This window comes from Exiguobacterium sp. s102 (assembly GCF_018618635.1).
Lineage (GTDB): Bacteria > Bacillota > Bacilli > Exiguobacteriales > Exiguobacteriaceae > Exiguobacterium_A > Exiguobacterium_A oxidotolerans.
In genome coordinates this window covers 207,250-228,975 of sequence record NZ_JACSML010000002.1, presented here as the reverse complement: position 1 = coordinate 228,975, position 21,726 = coordinate 207,250, and the positions used below count along the sequence as shown (strand labels likewise).

The following is a 21,726-nucleotide window of genomic DNA, read 5'->3' as shown; positions in this document are numbered from 1 at the left end:
TTGCACAAGATTTTTCTCTTACAAATGTCGTGATTTTTTGAATTCATGTGCCAAAATCACCTTCGCTGAATCATATTGCTTTTTTTCTAACACACCGGCTTGCTCGAGCTCATCGAGTTCGAGCATCATCATTGCTATATCCGACTCGCGATCGCCTAAATAGACAATCGTCCCGTACGTTTTCAATAACTGCTGCACATCATAAAGTGTTTTCATCATTCATTTTCTCCTTCACGAACACATTCAGTAAATCATACGTCGCTTGAAGTGACGCTTCATGCGTCCGTTCATACGAGTGACTCGATTCGATTCCTGGACCAAGCAGTCCATGACGGACGTCGTGCCCCGCACTGACGGCTGCTGAAGCGTCAGAACTGTAATATGGATAGATATCGACCTTATACGGAATCGAATGGCTTTGGGCAAGACGTGTGAACTGATGACGTAATGCAAGATCATACGGTCCTGAACTATCTTTCGCACAGATTGATACCGTATATTCATCCGAGTGTTGTCCTTCTCCTAATGCGCCCATATCGACTGCAATGTATTCTGCGACGTCTTCAGAAAAACCGGCATTCCCACCAAATCCGACTTCTTCATAATTTGAAATCAGAATTTGCGTCGTATGCGGTAATGTCTCGTTTTTCCACTCCTTGATCAGTTCAAGCAACAGGGCGACGGATGCTTTATCGTCCAGATGACGTGATTTGACGAAACCTGTTTCGGTATGAATAAATCGCGGATCGAACGTCACGATGTCACCGACTTCGATCCCTGCTACCCGTGTTTCCTCTGCCGTCGTTGACCGGATGTCGAGTCTCACTTCGATGTTCGTCGCATTTCGCTCTTCCGTGTTCGTCACGCGTGACGTATGGACGCTTGAGTGATGGAACAAAATCGTTCCTGAGACGGTCTGTCCGTCCATTTTATGGACGAGACAATTTTCACCTTCGATTGCCGTCCACGCATAACCGCCAAGTTGTGATAACGTCAGTCGACCTGTCGGCAAAATTTCTTTGACCATCGCCCCGAGCGTATCGACGTGTGCTGTCAACAAACGAATCCGTGAAGACTGTCCGGGCAACGTAGCGATCAATGCTCCTTTTTCTAACTTTTTATACGTAATTCCTTCTGCTTTAAATCGATTTTCTACATATGTAAGAGCATGCGCGGTAAATCCAGTCGGACTTGGGATTTCTACTAATTCACGAATCGTCTCAATCACAGCTTTCATCTTGTTCGCTCCTCGTTTGACGTCCTTTTTAAGGAAGGACGGCTTATTTTAATGAAATCGTTTCCTTCTTATGATACCAAATATCTCTCTCCAGTCGAAAAAGAATGCACAATCAAAAAAAGCGACCGCCTACTATGAAAAAAAGCCATAGCAACAGTTGCGCTACGACTTTCATCCTTTAAATGACTTCTTAACTCTTTCATTTAGACGTATTTTTTCATCCAAATGTCATCTCGATACGTCCCATCCTCTAGTTTGACCGAATCAGGGTCTTCTGCATATACTTCGAAACCAAGTGATTCATAGAGTTTTTGAGCAGCTTCATTTCCTGACAAGACGGCTAGAATGACTTGTTCGACTTCCGGAATTTGTTTCGCCTCTTCAATCAAGGCCTCCATTAGGGCGCGACCCGTGCCCCCACGATAATCCGGTGAGATATAGACACCAGAAATCATCGCCTTATGTGATTCCCGTGACAGTTCGTACGGTTTGACCTGACCAAATCCAAACAATGTATCTTCATCGAATATCCCGATCCAAACTTCATCAGACTCCGGATCTCCTTCTAGCCCCTCTTGAACTTCTTCGAGCGGCGTTTGTTGCTCATCGTCAAAAGAATGACCAAATGCATCCGGATGATTTTTTAGACCTTCGAGGCGTAAGCGCCAATACTGTTCTGCATCTTCCTTTGTTAACGTTCGAAATGTATACATGACTATCGTTTCTCCCCTTTGTGAGTTTTCTAATGTTTCTTAAGACATGAAAAACTCTTCTATCCCTAACATAACCTTTTTCTAGTAAAATAAAACCTAGTTTTCAGATTTTTTATCGCGTCCTTTTTTTAATCAAAAAATCGTACCCACTGAAACTCCGTTTGCCCGAGTTCAGTGGGTACGATTGACGCTTCCGATTTAACGTAAGACAGGTTCCATCGTTTGACGTAAAACTTCCGCCGAATGATGGAATTTTTTTAATTCCTCATCCGTCAGCGACACCTCGATGACTTCGCGCACACCTTGTCGGTTAATCACGGCAGGTACACCGATATGAATACCAGAAATCCCGTACTGTCCGTCAACGTGCGCTCCTACAGTCAACAAACAGTTCTCGTTCCCGAGAATCGCACGGACGATCCGAACGAGACCAAGTCCAATCGCATAGTATGTTGCACCTTTTCGTTCAATGATATGATAGGCTGCATCGCGTACATTGATATAGATTTGATCTAAATCTTTTTGAGAATAACGATCGTCTTCTGCAAGCAGTTCATCAATCGTTTTTCCATAGATTCTTGAGTTGCTCCAGGCAGCGAATTCCGTGTCGCCATGCTCACCTAAAATATAGGCGTGGGCGTTTCGTGAATCGATATTAAAGTATTCTCCTAACATTTGGCGCAAGCGTGCCGTATCGAGTACCGTTCCTGATCCGAAGACGCGTGACTTTGGTAAACCAGAATATTTCCATGCTAAATGTGCCATGATGTCAACGGGATTTGATGCAACGACGATGATGCCGTCAAATCCTGATTCCATGATTTGGCGCATCATTTCTTTCATGATTAAAGCATTTTTCGCAACGAGGTCAAGTCGTGTCTCACCCGGTTTTTGTGGTGCACCGGCCGTGATCACAATGACTTCGGCATCTTTACAATCCACGTAATCCCCTGCCCATATCCGCATCGGCGAAGAACTGAATGGCGTCCCGTGATTTAAATCCATCGCTTCCCCTTCAGCTTTTGCTTTATTCACATCAATGATGACAAGTTCTTCACAAAGTCCAGCTGTCGTCATTTGATACGCAAAACTTGATCCTACTGCCCCCGCACCAATTAACGCAACGCGTGTAACTTTAGCATGTAATTCCATCCGATATGTCCACCCTTCCAAACAAATTAAAAGTTTGTTAACTATATCACAATTAGATTGTAACATCTTTCACAAACTATTAAAGACTGTGTAAACGGTCACATTTTGTCTAATTTGTGTCAACAATATCCTAACATAAGGAAGTCAGGTACTTCACCTTCCATTACCACAATCGATACAACATGAAACCAATCAGCCCCGCTAGCGTACTGGACAAATAATTAACGGCGTCATTCCCTAGCCACTTCCACCCTCGGACATATTGTGTCGTAGTACCATGATGGATTTTTTTCTCGGTTTCTTTGCCACAAATCTGACAACGATACTTTCGTTGAACGGTAGCGCCTAACACCGTATCGAGAATACTGCCAAGGACACCTCCGGCCGCGACGATCAACCATTGCTTTACGGACAAATCGAATAGAATGTCACCCGCTGTCGCGATAAATAATGCACCGATGATTGTCGCGAGTGTCCCGAGTAAAGATACCCCGCCGCTCGTTCCTCGTAAGACCGGTTTAAACGTCCGGATTGAAATCGGTTCTTTTTTAGAAAGCGGACCAATCTCGGATGCCCATGTATCTGCATTCGAAGCAGCAATGACAATCAAGAAAACTAATAAAAAATCAAATTCATTTGTCAGTACAACGCCTATCGAAGCAAGCATAGCGGTTCCACCGTTGGCAAGTACTTGCCAACCATCTCGTGCACCATCCTTCTCGACGATTTGATCGACGGACTGCTTGCGTGCCTTACCGAGTTTTGATAACAGGCTAGAGCTACCGAAGAATAACAGTAACAGGACTAATCCTTCATAATCGAGCGCATAGACGACCGTGCTGCCGACAAGTATCGTCAACAATGCACCGCTTTTCGTTAATAATCCAAATTGATAGCCAGCATATCCGAGAGCTAAGCAGATGAATAGAAGAACAGTTAATGACATTGAATGACCTCATCTTCAGTGACAATTGTATCAACCGGGCGATCAAATGATTCTACTTCGAATCGTTCCACGACTTGAACGGCAAATGCAATCGAAAGCGTCGGACCTGAAAAATCAATCAACGCACGATCATAAAACCCACCGCCCCATCCTAAGCGATAGCCATTACGCATATAGGCACGACCCGGTACGATACAAAGATCAATCGTCGGCAATGCAATTTCAAAAGCAGTTGCATCCGGTTCAAAAATCCCCATCGAATTCTCAATCAGTCGACTGCTTGGCGAATGTTCAAAAAATCTCATTTCTTGACCGATGACCTTCGGAATGACGACACGTTTTCCATCCGCCCATGCTTGTTGAATGACTCGATCCGTTGAACATTCGTTTCGAAACGAGAGGGTCACCGCAATTGATGTCGCACTCATCCATTCTGGCAATACAAATAACTGCTCTGCAATTCGTCGTTCCCGCTCCTGCCGGTTTTCCAACTCGTTCAGTCGCTCACCGATTACCCGTCGCGCTGCTTTTTTATTCATATAGTATTCCCCCATTCACAAAAAAAGCCATCACACAAGGTGACGGCTTCCATCTCAATTATTTTACTTCACGGTGAAGTGTGTGCTTACGGAGACGTGGGTTGTATTTCTTCAACTCAAGACGCTCTGGGTTGTTACGCTTGTTCTTTTTAGTGATATAAGTACGGTCACCAGTTTCAGTGCAAGCCAAAGTAATTTTAACGCGCATGGGATTCCCTCCTATCTAGCTCTCAATGTATCAAGTGTTTTTGCTTTACATAAGGTTAAGCATACTCAAGTATCGTACCAAGAAAGGAACGGAATTGCAACTGTTCATCCGTTCTTTTTCTGAATCGCCAATTGTTCGTATGGTTTTTCAAGGTTCACTTGGAATTCAAGCGGTTTTTGAGCAACATGATAATCATTTTCGATTCCTTGTCGCGCTTCTTCACGTTCTAAATAAATCAATTGTGAATGACGAAGTGCTTCGCCCTCTAATCGTTTAATCGCAACAACTAAACCACCGCTACTCGCTGGAGAACGCTCACTCTCAAGATTGTACACATTGCTGACAAGCGGCAACTGGTTGATCTCAGCAAACGATTGAGCAGCCGACGCCGTCTCCATCGTAAAGTTATGGACAAGGCGGAATTCTACGATTTTATGCAGGGCTTGCGCTTGACGCAACACGGCAAGATTTAATCCGGCCAACTGATTGTAAGTCTGAACGAGCGGTAGACCCGTCATGCGGACGCCGTAAATATGAACGCCATCTTCAAATCGATAAGCCGTCTCATTTTCTGTGATGACATAGACATTTTCTCCCGCTCCTGCCAATCGCTTCGCAAACTCAGCAATTGGTCGGTTCGAATCTTGGTAATCTTTTGCGACGAGTAAAATCGCAGCATCGTTCCATGACGTTTCACGTTGCACCGCAACATAGTAGTCATGCGTCGTCAAATAGACGTCTGGTTCGATGTCTGTATCCGCTAAGAAGGGATATTCGGCATAACGCGTTTCAAGCCAGTCGGTCGTTAATTCTCCAGCGTCAAGTAACCGCTCCGTTTCTTCAAATCGCTTAATATGTTCACGGAATCGATTCGCCGCATATTGTGCCGTCGTCTGTCCATCGAGAATGAACGGCCAGTCGCTCGAAACCGCGAGCAAGTATTCACGAATCAATTGACGTTTTGCTTTGACCGTCAAACCATCTTGATGACGATTACGCGCCATGACACCGGCTAATCGTTTTTCAAGTTGATGCAAGTGACGAATCATCCAGTCGTTCCGTTCATTGATCCACACATCCGCATACCCTTTCCGGCCCCATGTCCCCATTGCGACGTGCACCGTCTCGATGTCGCCAAAATGACGCTCGAGGAACATTGTAGGTGAAATCGATTCGACCCCAACATCTTCAAGTCGTTCCATGGCTTTACCAAGGAAGTCCGGTCCCTCAAACCACCAATGACCAAATAATTCCGCGTCAAATGGTGCTGTGACAAGAAACGGCGGGAAGTCTTGTCCACTGTGCTGGTCAAGATGCTCCGCCAATGCTTCCGCAAAGTCAGCTGCATGCTCATCCGTTTGTTTCCAAGCCCAGTCGCGGACATAAAAAGCCTTTTGATCGGACTCTCCTGTAACACGATGTAATTTTAAGCCCGTATCGTAGCGGAGTCCTTCAGGATGCATGAATTCTGCAATTTGGTCCCACTCCCGATCATAGGCAAGATCGCGGTAAAATTCACGATAGTTCGGGTGTCCCGGATAACCAATGACAGAACTCCAAATGCGTCCAGAAATGATTTGATCGCGCGGAAACAGTGCAACACCATGTGGCGAATAGACCGGTGCGCCGATGCCGTGTTCCGGAGCAGGATCAGCGTTTAAGATGGAATGTTCGTCTACGAATGTATAACGAATCCCCTCTTCGTACATGATTTTATCAAGACCTGGTGTGTAAGCACATTCCGGCATCCATAGCCCCGTCGGACGGAATCCATAATGACGTTCGAAACAGTTTAATCCAGTTTGAATCTCTGACCGGGCAGCTTGCTCTGATAACATATGCGGACTGAAACCATGCGTTGCCGTACAGGTCATCAATTCAAGGTAACCCGCTTCTTTATAATGACGGAAGGCATGGTTTAAATCCCGATCCCAATGTTCGAATGTATTTTTTAAGTCACGGTACCGTTCTTTGTAGAAAAGCAGGGCATCCCGTTCTTCCGCCACTAAATCGCGGTCAAGTTCTTGATCAATTAAGCGTAATGTATCATCTAAATGCTCTACATAACGTTCTTGAATCAGTGAATCCGCAAGCATTTCAATGACGGGTGGAGAAATACTAATCGTCCATCCGAGCGGACGCTCCAGACGATCAATTTCCCATAATAACGGAATATACGTTTCTGAAATCGCTTCGTACATCCAACGCTCTTCTAGACGATGAGCTTCCTGATGACGAATATAAGGTAAATGGGCATGTAAAACGAGTGAAAAATAGCCTTTGCGCATGTTTTCTCTTCCTCTCCTTCTTTCTATCTTTTAGCTCAACGAATTCGGTCGAAATAAGAATACGGTCGTAAAACTTCTACCCATTCCGGTTGCTCGACTTCTCCATTTTGCCAACGAGCGACGACTTCAGCGAATCGCCCTTCAACGACAGGTTCGTCACGCGGCGTCTCGACCGGCTTCGAACGTAGTACCGGAACAAAGTCACCATCAATCGTTTGAATTCCCCATTCGATGATGTATGTAGTGTTTGGGGATAACGGACGAACGAACCAAGAGTTCGTCATTTCCGGCAGTTCAAATTGATACGTCCGGTTCGCTTCACCTTTTTCATACTCGACTAACGTCACATCAATGATTCGAAGTTCTTTACGGAATGAATCGAACGCTGCATGGTAATGCGTCTCTAACATTTTACGAGATAACTCCGAGAGCTCCCAGTACACGTACAATGCCGTCGGCGATTGAACGATGGCATGCATGATGTCATCTTCATAGTGCGTCGCCATCCCGAATGCATCCCGTTCAAGCGATGGTATGGCGATGACAGCAGGAACGATTTCATTCGCAGCCACTTTCATCGATGGAGTGGCTTTCTGTTGTTTTTTAGGAGCTGCTGTTTTTTTGTCCGTTGGTTCTGAAAGTGATTTTCGGTACTTACTCCACGCATATTTCACTTTCCCTTCCGTCGACTCTAATTTCTCAGCGATTTGTTTTGTCGTCAGTCCTTGTTCTTTTAATTTTATGATTTTATCAAGCATTACCTATCACCTCTTTATCTTTATTCACTTCTTTCCTATTCTACAAACTTGTTTCAAATTCCTTTACGAAAAAAAGTAGGTCGAGGATTTTCCTCGTACCTACTCAAGTTAGTTATTTAAGTCGTAGTGTTTCCCTTTTTCGAGATAGATGAGGTGCTCCCCGACGTTCGTCAAATGGTCGCCCATCCGTTCGATGTAGCGACAGATGTTCGTAAACTGCATGATTTCATCGACAACAATCGGTTGCAATGACATATGGCGCATGTATTGGCGAAGCGCTTTATATGTCGTCTCATCAATGATGTTGTCGAGATCGGATAACGCTTTTGCTTTTTCGATATCACCATCGCGATAGGCGACGATGGCTGTTTCCGTCATATCAAGCAATGTTTCAAACGCTTCTTTTAGAAGCGAGATGTCGATGACATAAGGAAATGTTTCGACACGTAAAACCGCTTTCGAGATGTTTCCGGCATAATCGGCAATCCGCTCTAAGTCTGTTGCGATTTTCATCGCTGTCACGAGTCGACGTAAATCCGTTGCCACTGGTTGTTGTTTCGCAATCAAAAGAATCGCATCATCATTGATTTCAAGTTCCAGCGCATCGAGTTCGTTATCATTTTCAATCACTGTACGCGCGATGTCGAGATCGTATTTTTCAAGTGCTTCTGCTGTCGTCGCAATCTGTTGCATCGTCTTGCGGGCAAGAAGAAAGACTTTTTGATCGAGTACTGCTAGATTTTCTCCAAAAATCGTACGGTGAGCTGCCATTGAAAGTTCCTCCTAATTATCCGAATCGTCCTGAAATATAATCCTCTGTCCGCTTATCACTCGGATTCGAGAAGATACGATCCGTTTGATCAAACTCCACTACTTCTCCGTTCAAGAAGAATGCCGTCTTATCTGAGACACGTGCTGCCTGTTGCATATTATGCGTCACGATGATGATCGAGTACTCTTTTTTCAACTCCTGGACGAGTTCCTCGACTTTGAGTGTCGAAATCGGGTCGAGTGCTGAAGTTGGCTCATCCATTAAGATGACATCCGGTTCGATTGCAAGGCACCGCGCGATACAAAGACGTTGTTGTTGCCCACCTGATAATCCGTAGGCATTTTCATTCAGACGATCTTTGACTTCATCCCAAATCGCCGCACCTCGCAAGCTACGTTCCACGATTTCATCTAAAATCTTTTTGTTTTTGACACCGTGGACACGTGGTCCGTACGCGATGTTATCGTAAATCGATTTCGGGAACGGGTTCGGTTGCTGAAAAACCATTCCGACGGACGTCCGTAATTCTTCCACTTCATATTCTTTATCGAAGATGTTCCGGCCGTTATATTCGATGACACCGTTCGTCCGTACGATTGGCACGAGCTCGACCATCCGGTTCAAGGTTTTGATGAATGTCGATTTCCCGCACCCAGACGGTCCGATGATTGCCGTGACTTCGTTTTGTTTAATATCTAAGTTGACATCTTTTAAGGCGTGGTCATCGCCGTACCATAAGTTTAAATTGTCGACACGGTATACACTGTCTTGCGCAGCTACTGGTTGATTCATAGTTGTTGCCCCTTCTTTCTCGGCTGTTTTTGTCGTCAGCTTCGTATCCATCATCTGTGTTCCTCCTTAAAAACGATTCAGCACACTCCTACGATTAATAACGTTTAGAAAAACGATTTCGAATCCAGATTGCAAGTGAGTTCATTGTCAATAAAATCACCATCAAGACAATGATTCCTGCTGCAGCAAGACCTTGGAAATCAGCTTGCGGACGGCTTGTCCAGTTATAAATTTGAATCGGCAACGCCGTAAACTCTGAAAAGATCCCTTCTGGTGCACGGGCGATGAAGATGGCTGCTCCGACCATGATAAGCGGTGCTGTTTCACCGATCGCACGTGAGACAGCTAAGATGATTCCCGTAATGACACCTGGAAGTGACGCCGGTAAAACGACTTTGAACGTCGTCTGCCATTTCGAGGCACCAAGTGCCAGTGAAGCATGACGCATCGCTTGCGGCACGGAACGAATCGCCTCTTGCGACGATACGATGACGACCGGTAAGCTCATTAACGCGAGCGTCAACGCTCCAGCGATCAATGTTGAACCGAAGCCCATATTCCGGACAAAGAATGTTAAACCGAGCAAACCGAAAACGATTGAAGGTACGCCTGCCAAGTTCGAGATGTTGACTTCGATGAACGATGTCATCCGCCCTTTTTTCGCGTATTCCTCTAAATAAATCGCAGCTCCGACACCCATGATGAAAATCATTGGAACGATTAAAAGCATTAGGAAGATCGTACCCATCAGTGCAGGATAGATTCCAGCGCGTTCTGGACGTCGTGATGGGCCATTCTGAAGGAAATCAAGCGATAACCATGCAGCACCATCACGGAGTACGCCGACAAGAAGAATACCAAGAACGACGAGACCAAATAGGAGACCAATCAAGAAAATCACTTTCGTCACATTGTTGACGACAAGACGCTGACTGATTGATTTTTTTACTGCAACTGGATCAATGAACTTTTTTTGTACAGGTTGTTTTTCTGGTAAGGCCATCTTAATACTCCTCTCTGAAACGACGCGTAATCCAGTTCGCGAGGAGGTTCATCACAAGTGTAAAGACGAACAACAGCGTACCGACAGCGTAGATACTATAATATTCAACGGTTCCATATCCCGCATCACCAAGCGCGACTTGAACGATATAAGCTGTCATCGTTTGGACAGGTTCAAGCGGATTGACGGTTGCAGTAGGATTTGATCCCCCGGCAATCGTCACAATCATTGTTTCACCAATCGCACGAGACATCCCTAGGACGATCGACGCGATGATACCTGAAAGTGCTGCCGGAACTACGACTTTTAAAGCCACTTCAAGGCGTGTCGAACCAAGTGCGAGTGCACCGTCACGGATTTTTTTCGGGACAGAACTCATCGCATCCTCAGAAATCGAGGCAATCATCGGGATGATCATGATTCCGACGACAATCCCTGGGCTGAGTGCGTTGTAAATCGCAAGACCGGGAATTAACTTTACGAGTAGAGGTGTAACGAACGTCAACGCGAAGAAACCGAAGACGATTGTCGGGACACCTGCTAAGACTTCAAGAATTGGTTTTAACACACGACGTGCGCGCTCTGACGCATACTCACTTAAATAAATAGCAGATGTGAGTCCGATCGGCACGGCAACTAGCATCGCAATCACGGTAATCTCAAGTGTTCCGACGACGAGCGGCCAGATTCCGTACTCTGGAACCGAGTTCAACGGGTACCAGCTCGTACTACCGAAAAATTCTTTGATTGAGACGACTTCAAAGAAATGTTCCGTTTCGATGACTAACGTGAGAATGATGCCAATGGTCGTAACGACCGAAGCAAACGCACATAAAAATAAGATGATTGGCATAATTCGTTCCATGATGTTTTTCATACTGAATTTTTGTTTTCGGTTCTGTTGAATCAGCTCGCGAACCGAGTTTTTTGATGATGAATTCATCCTTCTTCGCTCCCTACTTCATCATTCCTACATAAGAACGGGACTTAAAAAGGGAGAGATTCCCCCCTTTTTAAGTCACCCTCCTATTCGGATGTTTATTTCATTGCATCTTCGATTGCTTTTGCATTTTCGTCATAACGCTCTTGCTTCATTTTGACGTAACCGACTTCTTCCGCTAAATCACCGGCATTTTCATTCGTAAATTTCACGAAGTCAGCGACTTGTTTTTTATCAGTGAGTGATTTGTTGTTTACATACGTGTAGATTTCACGTGATAACGGATATGAAAGATCGTTGATTGTTTCTGGTGTTGGATCAACAGCATCTTTTCCTTCAGCCGATAACGGTACTTCTTTTAACTTATCTTTGTTTTCAGCATAGTACGCATAACCAAAGTAGCCGATTGCGCCTTTTGTTCCTTCGACACCTTTAACGAGGACGTTATCATCTTCAGAAAGCTGGACGTCTTTACGCATATCTTTTTCATCCATTACTTCCTCATTGAAGTAATCGAATGTACCTGAGTCTTTACCAGGGCTGAAGAATTTGATTGGTTCTGCTGGGTAAGATGAATCGACATCTTTCCATGTTTTGACGTTCGGATCCTGCCACATTTTATTGAGCTGGTCAATCGTCAATTCCTTGACCCATGTGTTTTCTTTACTTACTGCAACTGTTAATCCGTCAAGCGCTAGTGCCATTCGTGTATATTCAATTCCATTTTTTTCTGCTTCTGCTGCTTCTTCTTCTTTGATTTCACGTGAAGCGTTCGAAAGATCTGTTTCACCGACGACGAAGCGTTTAAATCCGCCACCTGTCCCAGACACACCGACCGTTACGTTTACATCTGGCTGTTCAATCGAATATTCTTCTCCGACTGCTTCCATGATTGGAAAAACTGTTGACGATCCATCAATTGCAATCTTTCCTGAAAGATCCGACGAACTCGAAGAGCTTCCTTCGTCATTTCCGCATGCTGCACCGACTACTGCGATTGAAGCTACTGTTGTGATAAGTGCTGTTTTTTTCATCCAAGACATGATTAAATTTCCTCCTCGAAGTATGTCGCTTATACCAATACGACTTTTTATCCGTTTCCCTTACAAGACTTATAATACGGATGAACTATTAAAACGAAATGAATCCAACGTAAAAGAATTGTAAAGGCTTGTTTTTTGCAGTTTACAATTCAAAATACATTATAAAAAAAGGTCAATCCAAATAAAAAAACGAAGATGAGTTTCCTCACCTTCGCTCTTCTAGTTAATTTGGCTTAGTCTGCCACGGAATATCTTTTACATTGAAGTACGCCTTCACTAAATCATGCCCAATTTTCGAGTTGACCGTTTCCTGCTCCATATATGGAAGGAACACGGCCCAAGCAATCTCTGGATTATCATACGGCGCCCAACCGACAAGGTTCGAGTTTAATGAACGAACCGGCTGACCACTGCTGTCACGTAATGCAATCCCGTCTTCACCATATACGCTTACCTGTGCCGTACCTGTCTTAGCCGCCGCATCGATTCCTGTCAGCGCAATTACTTTAGAAGTCCCGCGCTCTCCTTTGACGACTCGATGTAATCCTTCACGGACGTGATCAATGTTGTCTTGGCTGACTTCGATTCGGTTCAAGTAATTTGTTTCGAAGCTATACTCGACTTGTTTTGTTTCTTCTTCAATTGAATTCGATGCGAGCACTTCTTTTAAAAAATGTGGTTGAACACGATAGCCGCCGTTCGCGAGTGTTGAGATATACTGCGCGACTTGTAACGGAGTGAACGCGTCATATTGCCCGATGACACGGTCCATCAAGAGCGTGACGCGGTCCGGTGTCCCTTGCACACCTTTCGCTTCGTACGGTAAATCAATCCCAGTCGTCACGCCGAGCCCGAACTGGCTGTAATAGTTTTGCATGATGGCTGCAGCAGCATCGACGCTCGCCCCTGCAATCCCATTACTCGGATAATTTGCCATCCGCATTGCGATGTTGAACATATATACGTTTGACGAGCGTTCGAGCGCCGTCAAATCCGTAATCGGCCCCATGTTGACGTAAGAAGCCTTCTTCGTCCCACCGATTGTAATCGGCGCATCATTGATGACTTCATTTTGACGAATGACGCCTTCTTCAAGTCCCATTGCAACCGTCGCCCCTTTAATCGTCGATCCGATTTGGAGTGAGGTCAGAACATTATTGATTGCGACGTCACTGAATTTATTCGTCGCCGTATCGAGTTTTTGTCCCGACATCGCTAAAACTTCACCCGTTTGCGGGTTCATCACGACCGCATAACCTTCTTTAAGATAGCCGCTTCCCATGCCGCGACCCATCTTGATCGCTTGTTGGAGGATTTGATCGACCTGTTTGTTGTATTCCGCGTCAACCGTCAGAACGAGGTCTTTTCCAGACTCTCCTTCTTCGCGGTTCGGCTCACCAACTGGTTCGCCGTTAAACGTCTCATACACATCATATGCCGGTTTACCGCGCAGTAAATCTTCATATTGTTGTTCTAAAAACGATGTTCCGACCCGATCGTTCAAACTGTACCCTTTTGCCTTGTATTCCGCTTGTTGCTCAGCAGGAATCTTCGAGTACTTTCCGAAAATGTTCCGGAGCGTTCCTTCATATGGATAAGATCGTTCATAGAACGGTTCCACAGAAACACCTTTCAGGTCTTCGAGATTTTCGTCAATGATCGCCATCTCTTTTGCCGTCGCACCAAGCTTGACAAGTTGTGGATCAAGCGCATACCCGACTTCCATATTGTGTTTGATTGCGACGATTTCCATTGTTTTATCATCATAATCAATATCTTTCTCTGTAATTGTATCGAGCATGACTTGATTCTCTTCAGCAATCGATAACTTTTTTCGTTCTTCCAATGTCGGATACTTTTCTTTCATGACAGCATCAAAACGACGTTTCGACTCTTCTGTATTGGTCGCGATCCAGTAATCTTTTAAGTCACGTTCCGTTACCTTCCAATCATCTTTCGGTAAATTGATGATGGCAGCGAGACGTGAAGCTGTTTCAATCCGCTCATCGACCTTTGTATTTTGCGAGCGTCGGTAGACAATTGAATATTTTGAAATCGTATCGACGAGCAATCGTCCATCGCGGTCATAAATTTTCCCGCGTGGTACTTCATACTTTGAAGCGATCATCTCTGTTTTTTGAACTTCTCGTGAGATTTTTTCACCATTGACAATTTGGACGACACCAAGTCGGAAAATCAAAATCGCAAATAATAAAAAAACAACAAAGAACATTAAATTTAATCGAAGCGGCAAGTGGTTACGCCGTCTTCCTCTTACCGTGATTCGTTTCGCCATGGCGTACTCCCCTATCGTTCAAAAAGTCATCTTTGTTCATTATATAGAAGGAAACAATCCATAACAACCTATCCCATCATTTTCCGCATTAAAAAAAGAACCGTGCCCTCTTACCGGGGACACGGTTCTAGCATTTAAAAATGATTATTTTGCGTCAGCGTAAAGCTTGGCAACGTGATCCCAATCAATGACATCGAAGAATGCATTGATGTAATCCGGACGACGGTTTTGGTAGTTCAGGTAATATGCATGCTCCCAAACATCAAGTCCGAGAATTGGCGTTTTACCTTCCATGACTGGTGTATCTTGGTTCGGTGTCGAAACGACAGCAAGTTTGCCACCTTCGACGATGAGCCATGCCCAACCAGATCCAAAGCGTGTTGTAGCTGCTTTAGCGAAAGCATCTTTGAATGCATCGAATGAACCGAATGCTTCATCGATTGCTGAAGCGAGTTCGCCTGATGGTGCAGCACCGTCGTTCTTTTTAAGCAATTTCCAGAAGAATGAGTGGTTCCAATGACCGCCACCGTTGTTGCGAACTGCTGTTTGAATGTCAGCAGGAAGCGCATCAAGGTTTTGAAGCAACTCTTCTAATGATTTCCCTTCGTGTTCCGAGCCTTCGAGCGCCGCGTTGACGTTCGTGACGTAAGCATTATGGTGTTTCGAGTGGTGAATCTCCATCGTACGAGCATCGATATGTGGCTCAAGCGCATCATAAGCGTAGCCGAGTTCTGGTAATTCAAATTTTGACATTTTCATGTCCCCCTTTATCCTATTTTCGGAACTTCAATACCTTTTAAGACTAGCAAAAATGACGGGTATAACGCAAGTAATGACCCTTACATTTTATTGTTCATCGCGTGGTGCGAATACAGAGACACCACCACCCGGAACAGGGAAAACACCAAATCCTTCTTCATCGATGACGACAGGCTCATCTTGGTGATTTGTGTAATCGAACCATTCTTCACCAGCACGATCTTCTCCGACGAACATCCGTTTTTCACACATGTCTGCATTTGACAATAGTACGGCACAACCCGAGTTCGGGAACTCTTCGACTCCGTGACGGACCCAACCGACACAGTGTGGATCATCGAGATAATCTTCTTGTTTCCCGTATGCTTTATGGTAGCGGGCGTACAGCAATGCATCGATCATCTCTTTTTTACCTTCGACTGGATGTGGTCCTTGTACACCGTAATAATCGCCGTAAAAGACACACGGATAACCGTCTTTACGAAGGAGAACGGATGCGTAAGCATGTTGTTTAAACCAATCATCGACCCACGACTCAAGCGATTCGCCTGGTTGCGAATCATGGTTGTCAACGAATGTAACAGCATTCGTCGGATGCGACTCAACAAGTGTATCTGCGAAGAGCATCGTCAAATCAAATTTTTTCCCCTGTTCTGATGCTTCGTGGAACTTATAATGAAGCGGAACATCGAATAAATCAATTGTATAGTCGACGCTATCTAAGAAGTGACGACAATCATCTAAGTCAGATTTCCAAAATTCACCGACCATATAAAAATCTTCTGGATTTTCACCCATCATTGATTTCGCGAATTCATTGACGAATTCGTAATTGATATGCTTGATTGCATCGAGTCGGAATCCTTGGCAATCGAGTGTATCCTTGAACCAATGCCCCCAGTCGATCATTTCCTTGCGGACTTCAGGATGATTGTAATCGATGTTCGCAAACATCAAGTAATCATAGTTCCCGAATTCGCTATCGACTTGGTTGTTCCAGTCTTTATTTTTTCCGGAAATTTTGAAGACGCCGGTTCTTTCTTCTCGCGCATCAAAATCCGTTCCGTTAAAGAATTCATGATTCCAAACAAAATCAGAATACTTCCCGTCACGTCCTGGGAAAGTAAATTTTGTCCATGCATCGATTTCGAATTCTTCTGAAATTTCTTTCGACCGATCTTCTGGGTTAACTTCGACGACATTAATCGTCTCCAGTTCATCTGCTGCCGCCTTATGGTTCATGACGACATCGGCATAAACAGCGATATCATTTTCATGTGCCACTTGAATTGCTTCAAGTAGTTCGTCTTTCGTCCCGTATTTCGTCCGAACCGTTCCTTTTTGATCGAACTCACCTAAATCATAAACATCGTATATCCCATACCCTGTGTCTTCATCTGATTGCCCCTTAGAAGCTGGTGGAATCCAAACAGATGTGATGCCTGCAGCACGAAGCTCCGGCGCTCTCTCTTTTAAACGTTGCCAATGCTTCCCATCATTTTCTACATGCCACTCGAAAAACTGCATCATTGTATGGTTACGTTCCATCTCTCTTCGCTCTCCCTCAATTACTATAGTATGAATATTATTACAATATCTTTAATATTCCCCAAGCGAACAAAAATAAACGCACACCCCTAAACAGGAGTGTGCGTTTCTTAAATGGACCCTGCAGGACTCGAACCTGCGACCGGACGGTTATGAGCCGTCAGCTCTAACCAGCTGAGCTAAGGGTCCTTAAGTAAATAGTAGCGGCGGAGGGAGTCGAACCCACGACCTCACGGGTATGAACCGTACGCTCTAGCCAGCTGAGCTACACCGCCATAATGAATTAAAACAACTACAATTAGATTAATGGAAAGCATCTAAAATGTCAATAAATTATTTCACAAAAATAAAGAGAGACTTCTTTACAGAAGTCCCTCCCGCTTATATTCATTTCATTCAAGCCGTTCCCGAACGTTGTTCGAGTACTAAATCTGTAATATTGACGGCGTGATCGCCAATCCGTTCGAGGTTCGATAACAGATCAACAAAAATCATACCCGCTTGACCTGTACACTCCCCGGCATTGACGCGTAAGACGTGGTGTTTACGGAATGAACGCTCGAGTGAATCGAGTTTCCCTTCTAATTCAAGGACTTGGCGTGCTAACGAAACATCATCACGTTCAACTGCTTTGATTGCCGTATCGACGATTTTTTGTGTTAGAACGTACATTTCATCCAACTCTTTTTTCGCTTTTGGCGTAAATTCAATCCGGTTGACGATTTGGAAGTCAACGAGTTCGATTACGTTTTCGACATGATCACCAATCCGTTCGAAGTCATTGACCGCATGCATTAAGAGCGAATGGTCATTCGATTCACGTTCAGAAAGATCGTTCGCCGCCACTTTGACAAGGTAGTTCGTGACTTCCGTGTTCAAATGGTTGATTGCATATTCAATCTGACCAGCGTCAGAAACATCTTTTTTATCATGGGATTGCGTGTAGCGATGTGCTTTACCGAGTGCTTCTTTCGAGAACTCACCCATCCGTAAGACTTCCATTTTTGCTTGGTTAAGCGCAAGTGAAGACGATTGATTCAAGATGTTTTGATCCAAATGACGTGGTTTTGAATCGACTGTCGTGTCTGTTCCCGGAACGACCTTTTTAACAAGCCATGCGATTTGTGCGATGAACCAACATTGAATCAATGTGTTGACGACATTGAACGTACCATGTGCAAAGGCAATTTGCATTTTCGGTTCAAGATTGAGTACACCTGTGATCCAAGCGATGAACGTCGAGAACAAAGGTAAGGCGACTAAGAAAATAATCGTACCGACGATATTGAAGATGACGTGTGCTGCTGCTGTCCGTTTTGCGGCAATCGATGCACCGAGTGCTGCGAGTACTGCCGTGATCGTTGTTCCGATATTATCCCCGAATAAAATCGGGAGAGCTGCTTTGATATCAATCATGCCACCAGAGTATAACTCCTGCAAAATACCAATCGTCGCAGAGGACGACTGGACAAGGAACGTAAAGACCGTCCCGACGAACACACCGAGTAACGGATTGTCTGACATCGAAATCGTCAGTTCACGGAACCACTCACTTGATTGAAGTGGTTTCATGCCGTCACCCATCAATGTCAAACCATAGAACAAGGCACCGAAACCGAAGAAGATTTGTCCGATGTATTGAATCCGTTCTTTATTGAAGAAGAAGATGAGAAACGCACCAAGCGCGATTGCAGGAAGGGCTGCTTCCTTGACGTTAAAGCCGATGATGAAGGCCGTGATCGTCGTTCCGATATTCGCCCCCATGACAACACCGATTGCTTGACGTAAATTCATCAGACCCGCGCTGACGAGTCCAACGACGATAACGGTCGTACCTGACGATGATTGAATCAAGACCGTGACGACAATACCGGCAAGAATTCCGAGTAACGGGTTCGATGTGTATTTGTCTAAAATGTAACGAAGTCGGTCCCCTGCTGTTTTTTGGAGCCCATCTCCCATATACTTAATACCGAATAGGAAAATACCGAGTCCACCAATAAAAGTGAAAATCATTTCCTGCAAATCATAATTCATCGTTTCATCTCCTCATATCTAAAAAAGTGGGATTGATTTTTTGTTAAGATTTTATTGTTTCAACCTCTCCTATTATGTAAAGGTCCGTTGAACTTGTAAATAGTTTTATCAACATTTGAATGTTAAGGTTTTATTAACCTGTACCAAAACAGAGAAAACCCTTTATTACAAGCGTTCCCAAACTCACTACACCACTGTTATGAAACAGAGAAAAGAGTGTTATCATGATTTTTTTAAGACAATTTATTAATTATTTACAAACCACCTTAGTTCCAAACCGATCTTTTTTAAAGACTCGCCTTGCCGATGTCTCCCTTTATTTTTGTGGATTAGCGTGGATTTCATTTTGGACGACAGTCATCGATAGTATATTTATCATCAAAACGGTTCCATTCATCGTCTGGTTTATGCTCCATTTCATTTTCGTCGCCATCGCGCTTTTACTGTTTCTTCTATTGATGTCATATTTGAATCGTTGGTTGATTGATTGGATACTCAAAAGACCATGGGCGTACCGGCAAGTTTTTCCGTATACGGTTGCTGCTAACTTATGGAGCTTTCCAGTCGGTGTCCTCTGTTATCAGCTCGGATTCACAGCACTTGGGGTAACGCTCCTATTAGTCGGTCACTTCATTTATTCTTTACTGCCCGTTTTCTCAGCGCGGAAGCGAAAAAAAAATACTCGTCCAAAGTCGTGATTCTGCCTTACTTCTTCGTCTCAGCTCCGTCTACCGGCGGATTGACAGTTGCTTATTTCTATTAAAGAATTGTAAATGTTCGAATTTCGTTCTTGTTTCTCGATTTTTAGGGAATAGTTCGATATGATAGAGAAGGTAAACTTACACAATATGGCGCTATGCCACAAAAGGAGATTTTCGATATGCCGAAAATGGTCCATCGCTCTAAGACTCGTCCCGTTCGTGTTGGGGACCTTGTCATTGGTGGAAATAATGAAGTCATCATTCAAAGTATGACAACAACAAAAACACACGACGTCGAAGCGACTGTCGCTGAAATCTTACGACTTGAAGAAGCCGGATGCCAAATCGTCCGCGTTGCTTGTCCAGAAGAACGTGACGCACTTGCGCTCGCTGAAATCAAAAGCCGAATCAACATTCCGCTTGTCGTCGACATTCATTTCAACTATAAACTTGCGCTCATGGCAATCGAAGCAGGAGTCGACAAAATCCGGATCAACCCGGGTAACATCGGTCGTCGCGAAAAAGTTGAAGCGGTCGTCACAGCTGCAAAAGCTAAAAATATTCCAATCCGGATTGGTGTCAACGCTGGTTCACTCGAGAAACACATTCTTGAGAAATACGGATACCCAACAGCACGTGGTATGGTCGAAAGTGCCTTACACCACATTAAGATTCTTGAAGACCTTGACTTCCATGACATCATTGTTTCGCTTAAAGCATCTGACGTTCAGCTTGCGCTTGAAGCTTATCAGTTAGCATCTGAATCATTTGACTACCCACTTCATGTCGGTATTACAGAGTCAGGTCCTTTACGTACTGGTTCATTAAAATCCGCTGCTGGTCTTGGTGCGATTCTTTCACGCGGTATCGGGAACACGGTCCGTGTCTCACTATCAGCTGATCCGGTCGAAGAAGTGAAAGTCGCAAAAGAAGTCTTGAAATCATTTGGTCTCGCAGCAAACGCAGCAACATTGATTTCTTGCCCAACATGCGGTCGGATTGAAATCGACTTGATGGCGATTGCGGCAGAAATCGAGGATTATATCGATAAGATTCAAGTCAACATCAAAGTTGCTGTACTCGGCTGTGCCGTCAACGGTCCTGGTGAAGCACGTGAAGCGGATATCGGAATTGCCGGAGCACGTAACGAAGGGCTTCTGTTCCGCCACGGAGAAATTATCCGTAAAGTACCTGAAGCGACGATGGTCGAAGAATTGAAAAAAGAAATCGATGCAATCGTTCTTGAAAAAGAAGCTGAAAAAGAAGCGGCGAAAGCCAACCAAGTTTAATTGTTGAAGAGCCCTCTTTTTAATTGAAGAGGGTTCTTTTCATATCCGTTTTTCGACTATGTTATACTAATGACAGAAATTTAAGGAACGCAGGTGATCCAATTGAAAATCGGCATCGATATCGATGGGACGATTACGCACCCGTCTTCATGTTTTAACTATATGAACAAGTATTTAGGAACTTCGATTGACTTCGAAATGGCATCCGAATATGAATTGCATACGTATACGGATATGGGACAAATCGAGTTTTGGGAATTCATGGTCAAGTCTGGTCATGAGCTCGGTATTTATCGAGAATCTACGCCTCAGGCATTTGTCCAAAAACATTTATGGGAATTACGTCAACATTTTGATTTGCACTACGTAACGGCACGCTCAGAAATCGTTCGACCGGTTACGGAAGAATGGATTGCGCGCCATGAATTACCACTCGACTCGCTCATCATGACCGGGTCGCATGACAAGGTTCAAGTTGTACGTGATCTATCACTCGATTTATTCATGGAGGATCGATTAGAGAATGCGTTACAAATTGCGGAAGATACGTCAATTCCAGTTATTTTGTTCGATGCTCCTTACAATCGAAAAGCACTTCCAGAGAACATCATTCGTGTTTCTTCTTGGGATGAAGCCGTTCAAACGATTTATAAATTCGCTCCAATCCGTTAAAAAACAGCCTTATCCGGCTGTTTTTTTTCCATT

General features: G+C 44.4%; 21 protein-coding genes and 2 tRNA genes. 3 read left to right on the top strand and 20 right to left on the bottom strand.

All coding sequences use genetic code 11. The features are described from left to right. Positions 1–18: 18 nt before the first annotated feature. The 20 genes from KNQ02_RS06100 to KNQ02_RS06005 all read right to left on the bottom strand — a co-directional run bounded on the left by KNQ02_RS06100 (position 19) and on the right by KNQ02_RS06005 (position 19,031). Positions 19–216, bottom strand: coding sequence for a YqgQ family protein (locus tag KNQ02_RS06100; RefSeq protein WP_214801553.1), 198 nt, complete (start codon positions 214–216; stop codon positions 19–21). After that, the gene (locus KNQ02_RS06095) at positions 200–1,237 is read right to left on the bottom strand and encodes a M42 family metallopeptidase (RefSeq protein WP_214800991.1); all 1,038 of its coding nucleotides are present in this window, start codon (positions 1,235–1,237) and stop codon (positions 200–202) included. The genes KNQ02_RS06100 and KNQ02_RS06095 overlap by 17 nt, the downstream gene beginning before the upstream one ends. 203 nt (positions 1,238–1,440) lie before the next feature. Next, entirely contained in the window at positions 1,441–1,950 is a 510-nt protein-coding gene (locus KNQ02_RS06090; RefSeq protein WP_088836593.1) for a GNAT family N-acetyltransferase, read from the bottom strand. Positions 1,951–2,148: 198 nt separating this feature from the next. Further along, positions 2,149–3,102: an L-lactate dehydrogenase gene (locus KNQ02_RS06085; protein WP_088836592.1), complete on the bottom strand. Its 954-nt coding sequence runs from the start codon at positions 3,100–3,102 to the stop codon at positions 2,149–2,151. A 163-nt stretch (positions 3,103–3,265) separates the two neighbouring features. After that, a complete protein-coding gene (locus KNQ02_RS06080) occupies positions 3,266–4,048 on the bottom strand; it encodes a DUF92 domain-containing protein (RefSeq protein WP_214765397.1) in 783 nt (260 codons plus the stop codon). Continuing rightward, complete coding sequence (locus KNQ02_RS06075) at positions 4,039–4,587, bottom strand: 5-formyltetrahydrofolate cyclo-ligase (RefSeq protein ID WP_088836590.1); 549 nt, start codon at positions 4,585–4,587, stop codon at positions 4,039–4,041. The genes KNQ02_RS06080 and KNQ02_RS06075 overlap by 10 nt, the downstream gene beginning before the upstream one ends. 58 nt (positions 4,588–4,645) lie before the next feature. Then, positions 4,646–4,795 (bottom strand): 50S ribosomal protein L33, encoded by a 150-nt coding sequence (gene rpmG, locus KNQ02_RS06070; RefSeq protein ID WP_012369771.1) that lies wholly within the window; start codon positions 4,793–4,795, stop codon positions 4,646–4,648. Between the two features lie 104 nt (positions 4,796–4,899). Further along, positions 4,900–7,083, bottom strand: a complete 2,184-nt coding sequence (locus KNQ02_RS06065) for a glycoside hydrolase family 57 protein (RefSeq protein ID WP_214807498.1) — start codon at positions 7,081–7,083, stop codon at positions 4,900–4,902. A gap of 35 nt (positions 7,084–7,118) precedes the next feature. Then, complete coding sequence (locus KNQ02_RS06060; RefSeq protein WP_088836588.1) at positions 7,119–7,841, bottom strand: DUF4912 domain-containing protein; 723 nt, start codon at positions 7,839–7,841, stop codon at positions 7,119–7,121. Positions 7,842–7,949: 108 nt separating this feature from the next. Further along, positions 7,950–8,612 (bottom strand): phosphate signaling complex protein PhoU, encoded by a 663-nt coding sequence (phoU, locus tag KNQ02_RS06055; protein WP_088836587.1) that lies wholly within the window; start codon positions 8,610–8,612, stop codon positions 7,950–7,952. Between the two features lie 16 nt (positions 8,613–8,628). Then, entirely contained in the window at positions 8,629–9,405 is a 777-nt protein-coding gene (gene pstB / locus KNQ02_RS06050; protein ID WP_239456901.1) for a phosphate ABC transporter ATP-binding protein PstB, read from the bottom strand. Between the two features lie 94 nt (positions 9,406–9,499). Beyond that, positions 9,500–10,408: a phosphate ABC transporter permease PstA gene (gene pstA / locus KNQ02_RS06045; RefSeq protein ID WP_088836585.1), complete on the bottom strand. Its 909-nt coding sequence runs from the start codon at positions 10,406–10,408 to the stop codon at positions 9,500–9,502. Between the two features lies 1 nt (position 10,409). Then, entirely contained in the window at positions 10,410–11,351 is a 942-nt protein-coding gene (pstC, locus tag KNQ02_RS06040; protein ID WP_088836584.1) for a phosphate ABC transporter permease subunit PstC, read from the bottom strand. Between the two features lie 95 nt (positions 11,352–11,446). After that, entirely contained in the window at positions 11,447–12,391 is a 945-nt protein-coding gene (locus tag KNQ02_RS06035; RefSeq protein ID WP_088836583.1) for a PstS family phosphate ABC transporter substrate-binding protein, read from the bottom strand. Between the two features lie 223 nt (positions 12,392–12,614). Then, on the bottom strand, positions 12,615–14,687 hold the full coding sequence (locus tag KNQ02_RS06030; protein ID WP_214765401.1) for a peptidoglycan D,D-transpeptidase FtsI family protein: 2,073 nt from the start codon (positions 14,685–14,687) through the stop codon (positions 12,615–12,617). A 144-nt stretch (positions 14,688–14,831) separates the two neighbouring features. Then, positions 14,832–15,440: a superoxide dismutase gene (locus KNQ02_RS06025; protein ID WP_214807496.1), complete on the bottom strand. Its 609-nt coding sequence runs from the start codon at positions 15,438–15,440 to the stop codon at positions 14,832–14,834. 93 nt (positions 15,441–15,533) lie between these two features. Further along, a complete protein-coding gene (locus KNQ02_RS06020) occupies positions 15,534–16,994 on the bottom strand; it encodes an alpha-amylase (protein ID WP_088836580.1) in 1,461 nt (486 codons plus the stop codon). A 115-nt stretch (positions 16,995–17,109) separates the two neighbouring features. After that, positions 17,110–17,183 (bottom strand) — tRNA-Ile (locus tag KNQ02_RS06015). A gap of 12 nt (positions 17,184–17,195) precedes the next feature. Beyond that, positions 17,196–17,269 (bottom strand) — tRNA-Met (locus KNQ02_RS06010). Between the two features lie 121 nt (positions 17,270–17,390). Beyond that, positions 17,391–19,031: a Na/Pi cotransporter family protein gene (locus KNQ02_RS06005; protein ID WP_088836579.1), complete on the bottom strand. Its 1,641-nt coding sequence runs from the start codon at positions 19,029–19,031 to the stop codon at positions 17,391–17,393. 224 nt (positions 19,032–19,255) lie between these two features. Here KNQ02_RS06005 and KNQ02_RS06000 point away from each other — a divergent pair, with 224 nt between their 5' ends. The 3 genes from KNQ02_RS06000 (at position 19,256) to KNQ02_RS05990 (ending at position 21,693) form a co-directional block, all read left to right on the top strand. After that, positions 19,256–19,729: a hypothetical protein gene (locus KNQ02_RS06000; RefSeq protein WP_088836578.1), complete on the top strand. Its 474-nt coding sequence runs from the start codon at positions 19,256–19,258 to the stop codon at positions 19,727–19,729. Between the two features lie 182 nt (positions 19,730–19,911). Next, the gene (gene ispG, locus KNQ02_RS05995) at positions 19,912–21,021 is read left to right on the top strand and encodes a flavodoxin-dependent (E)-4-hydroxy-3-methylbut-2-enyl-diphosphate synthase (protein WP_029332972.1); all 1,110 of its coding nucleotides are present in this window, start codon (positions 19,912–19,914) and stop codon (positions 21,019–21,021) included. Positions 21,022–21,114: 93 nt separating this feature from the next. Next, entirely contained in the window at positions 21,115–21,693 is a 579-nt protein-coding gene (locus KNQ02_RS05990) for a 5' nucleotidase, NT5C type (RefSeq protein WP_235195212.1), read from the top strand. The last annotated feature ends 33 nt before the right edge of the window (positions 21,694–21,726 follow it).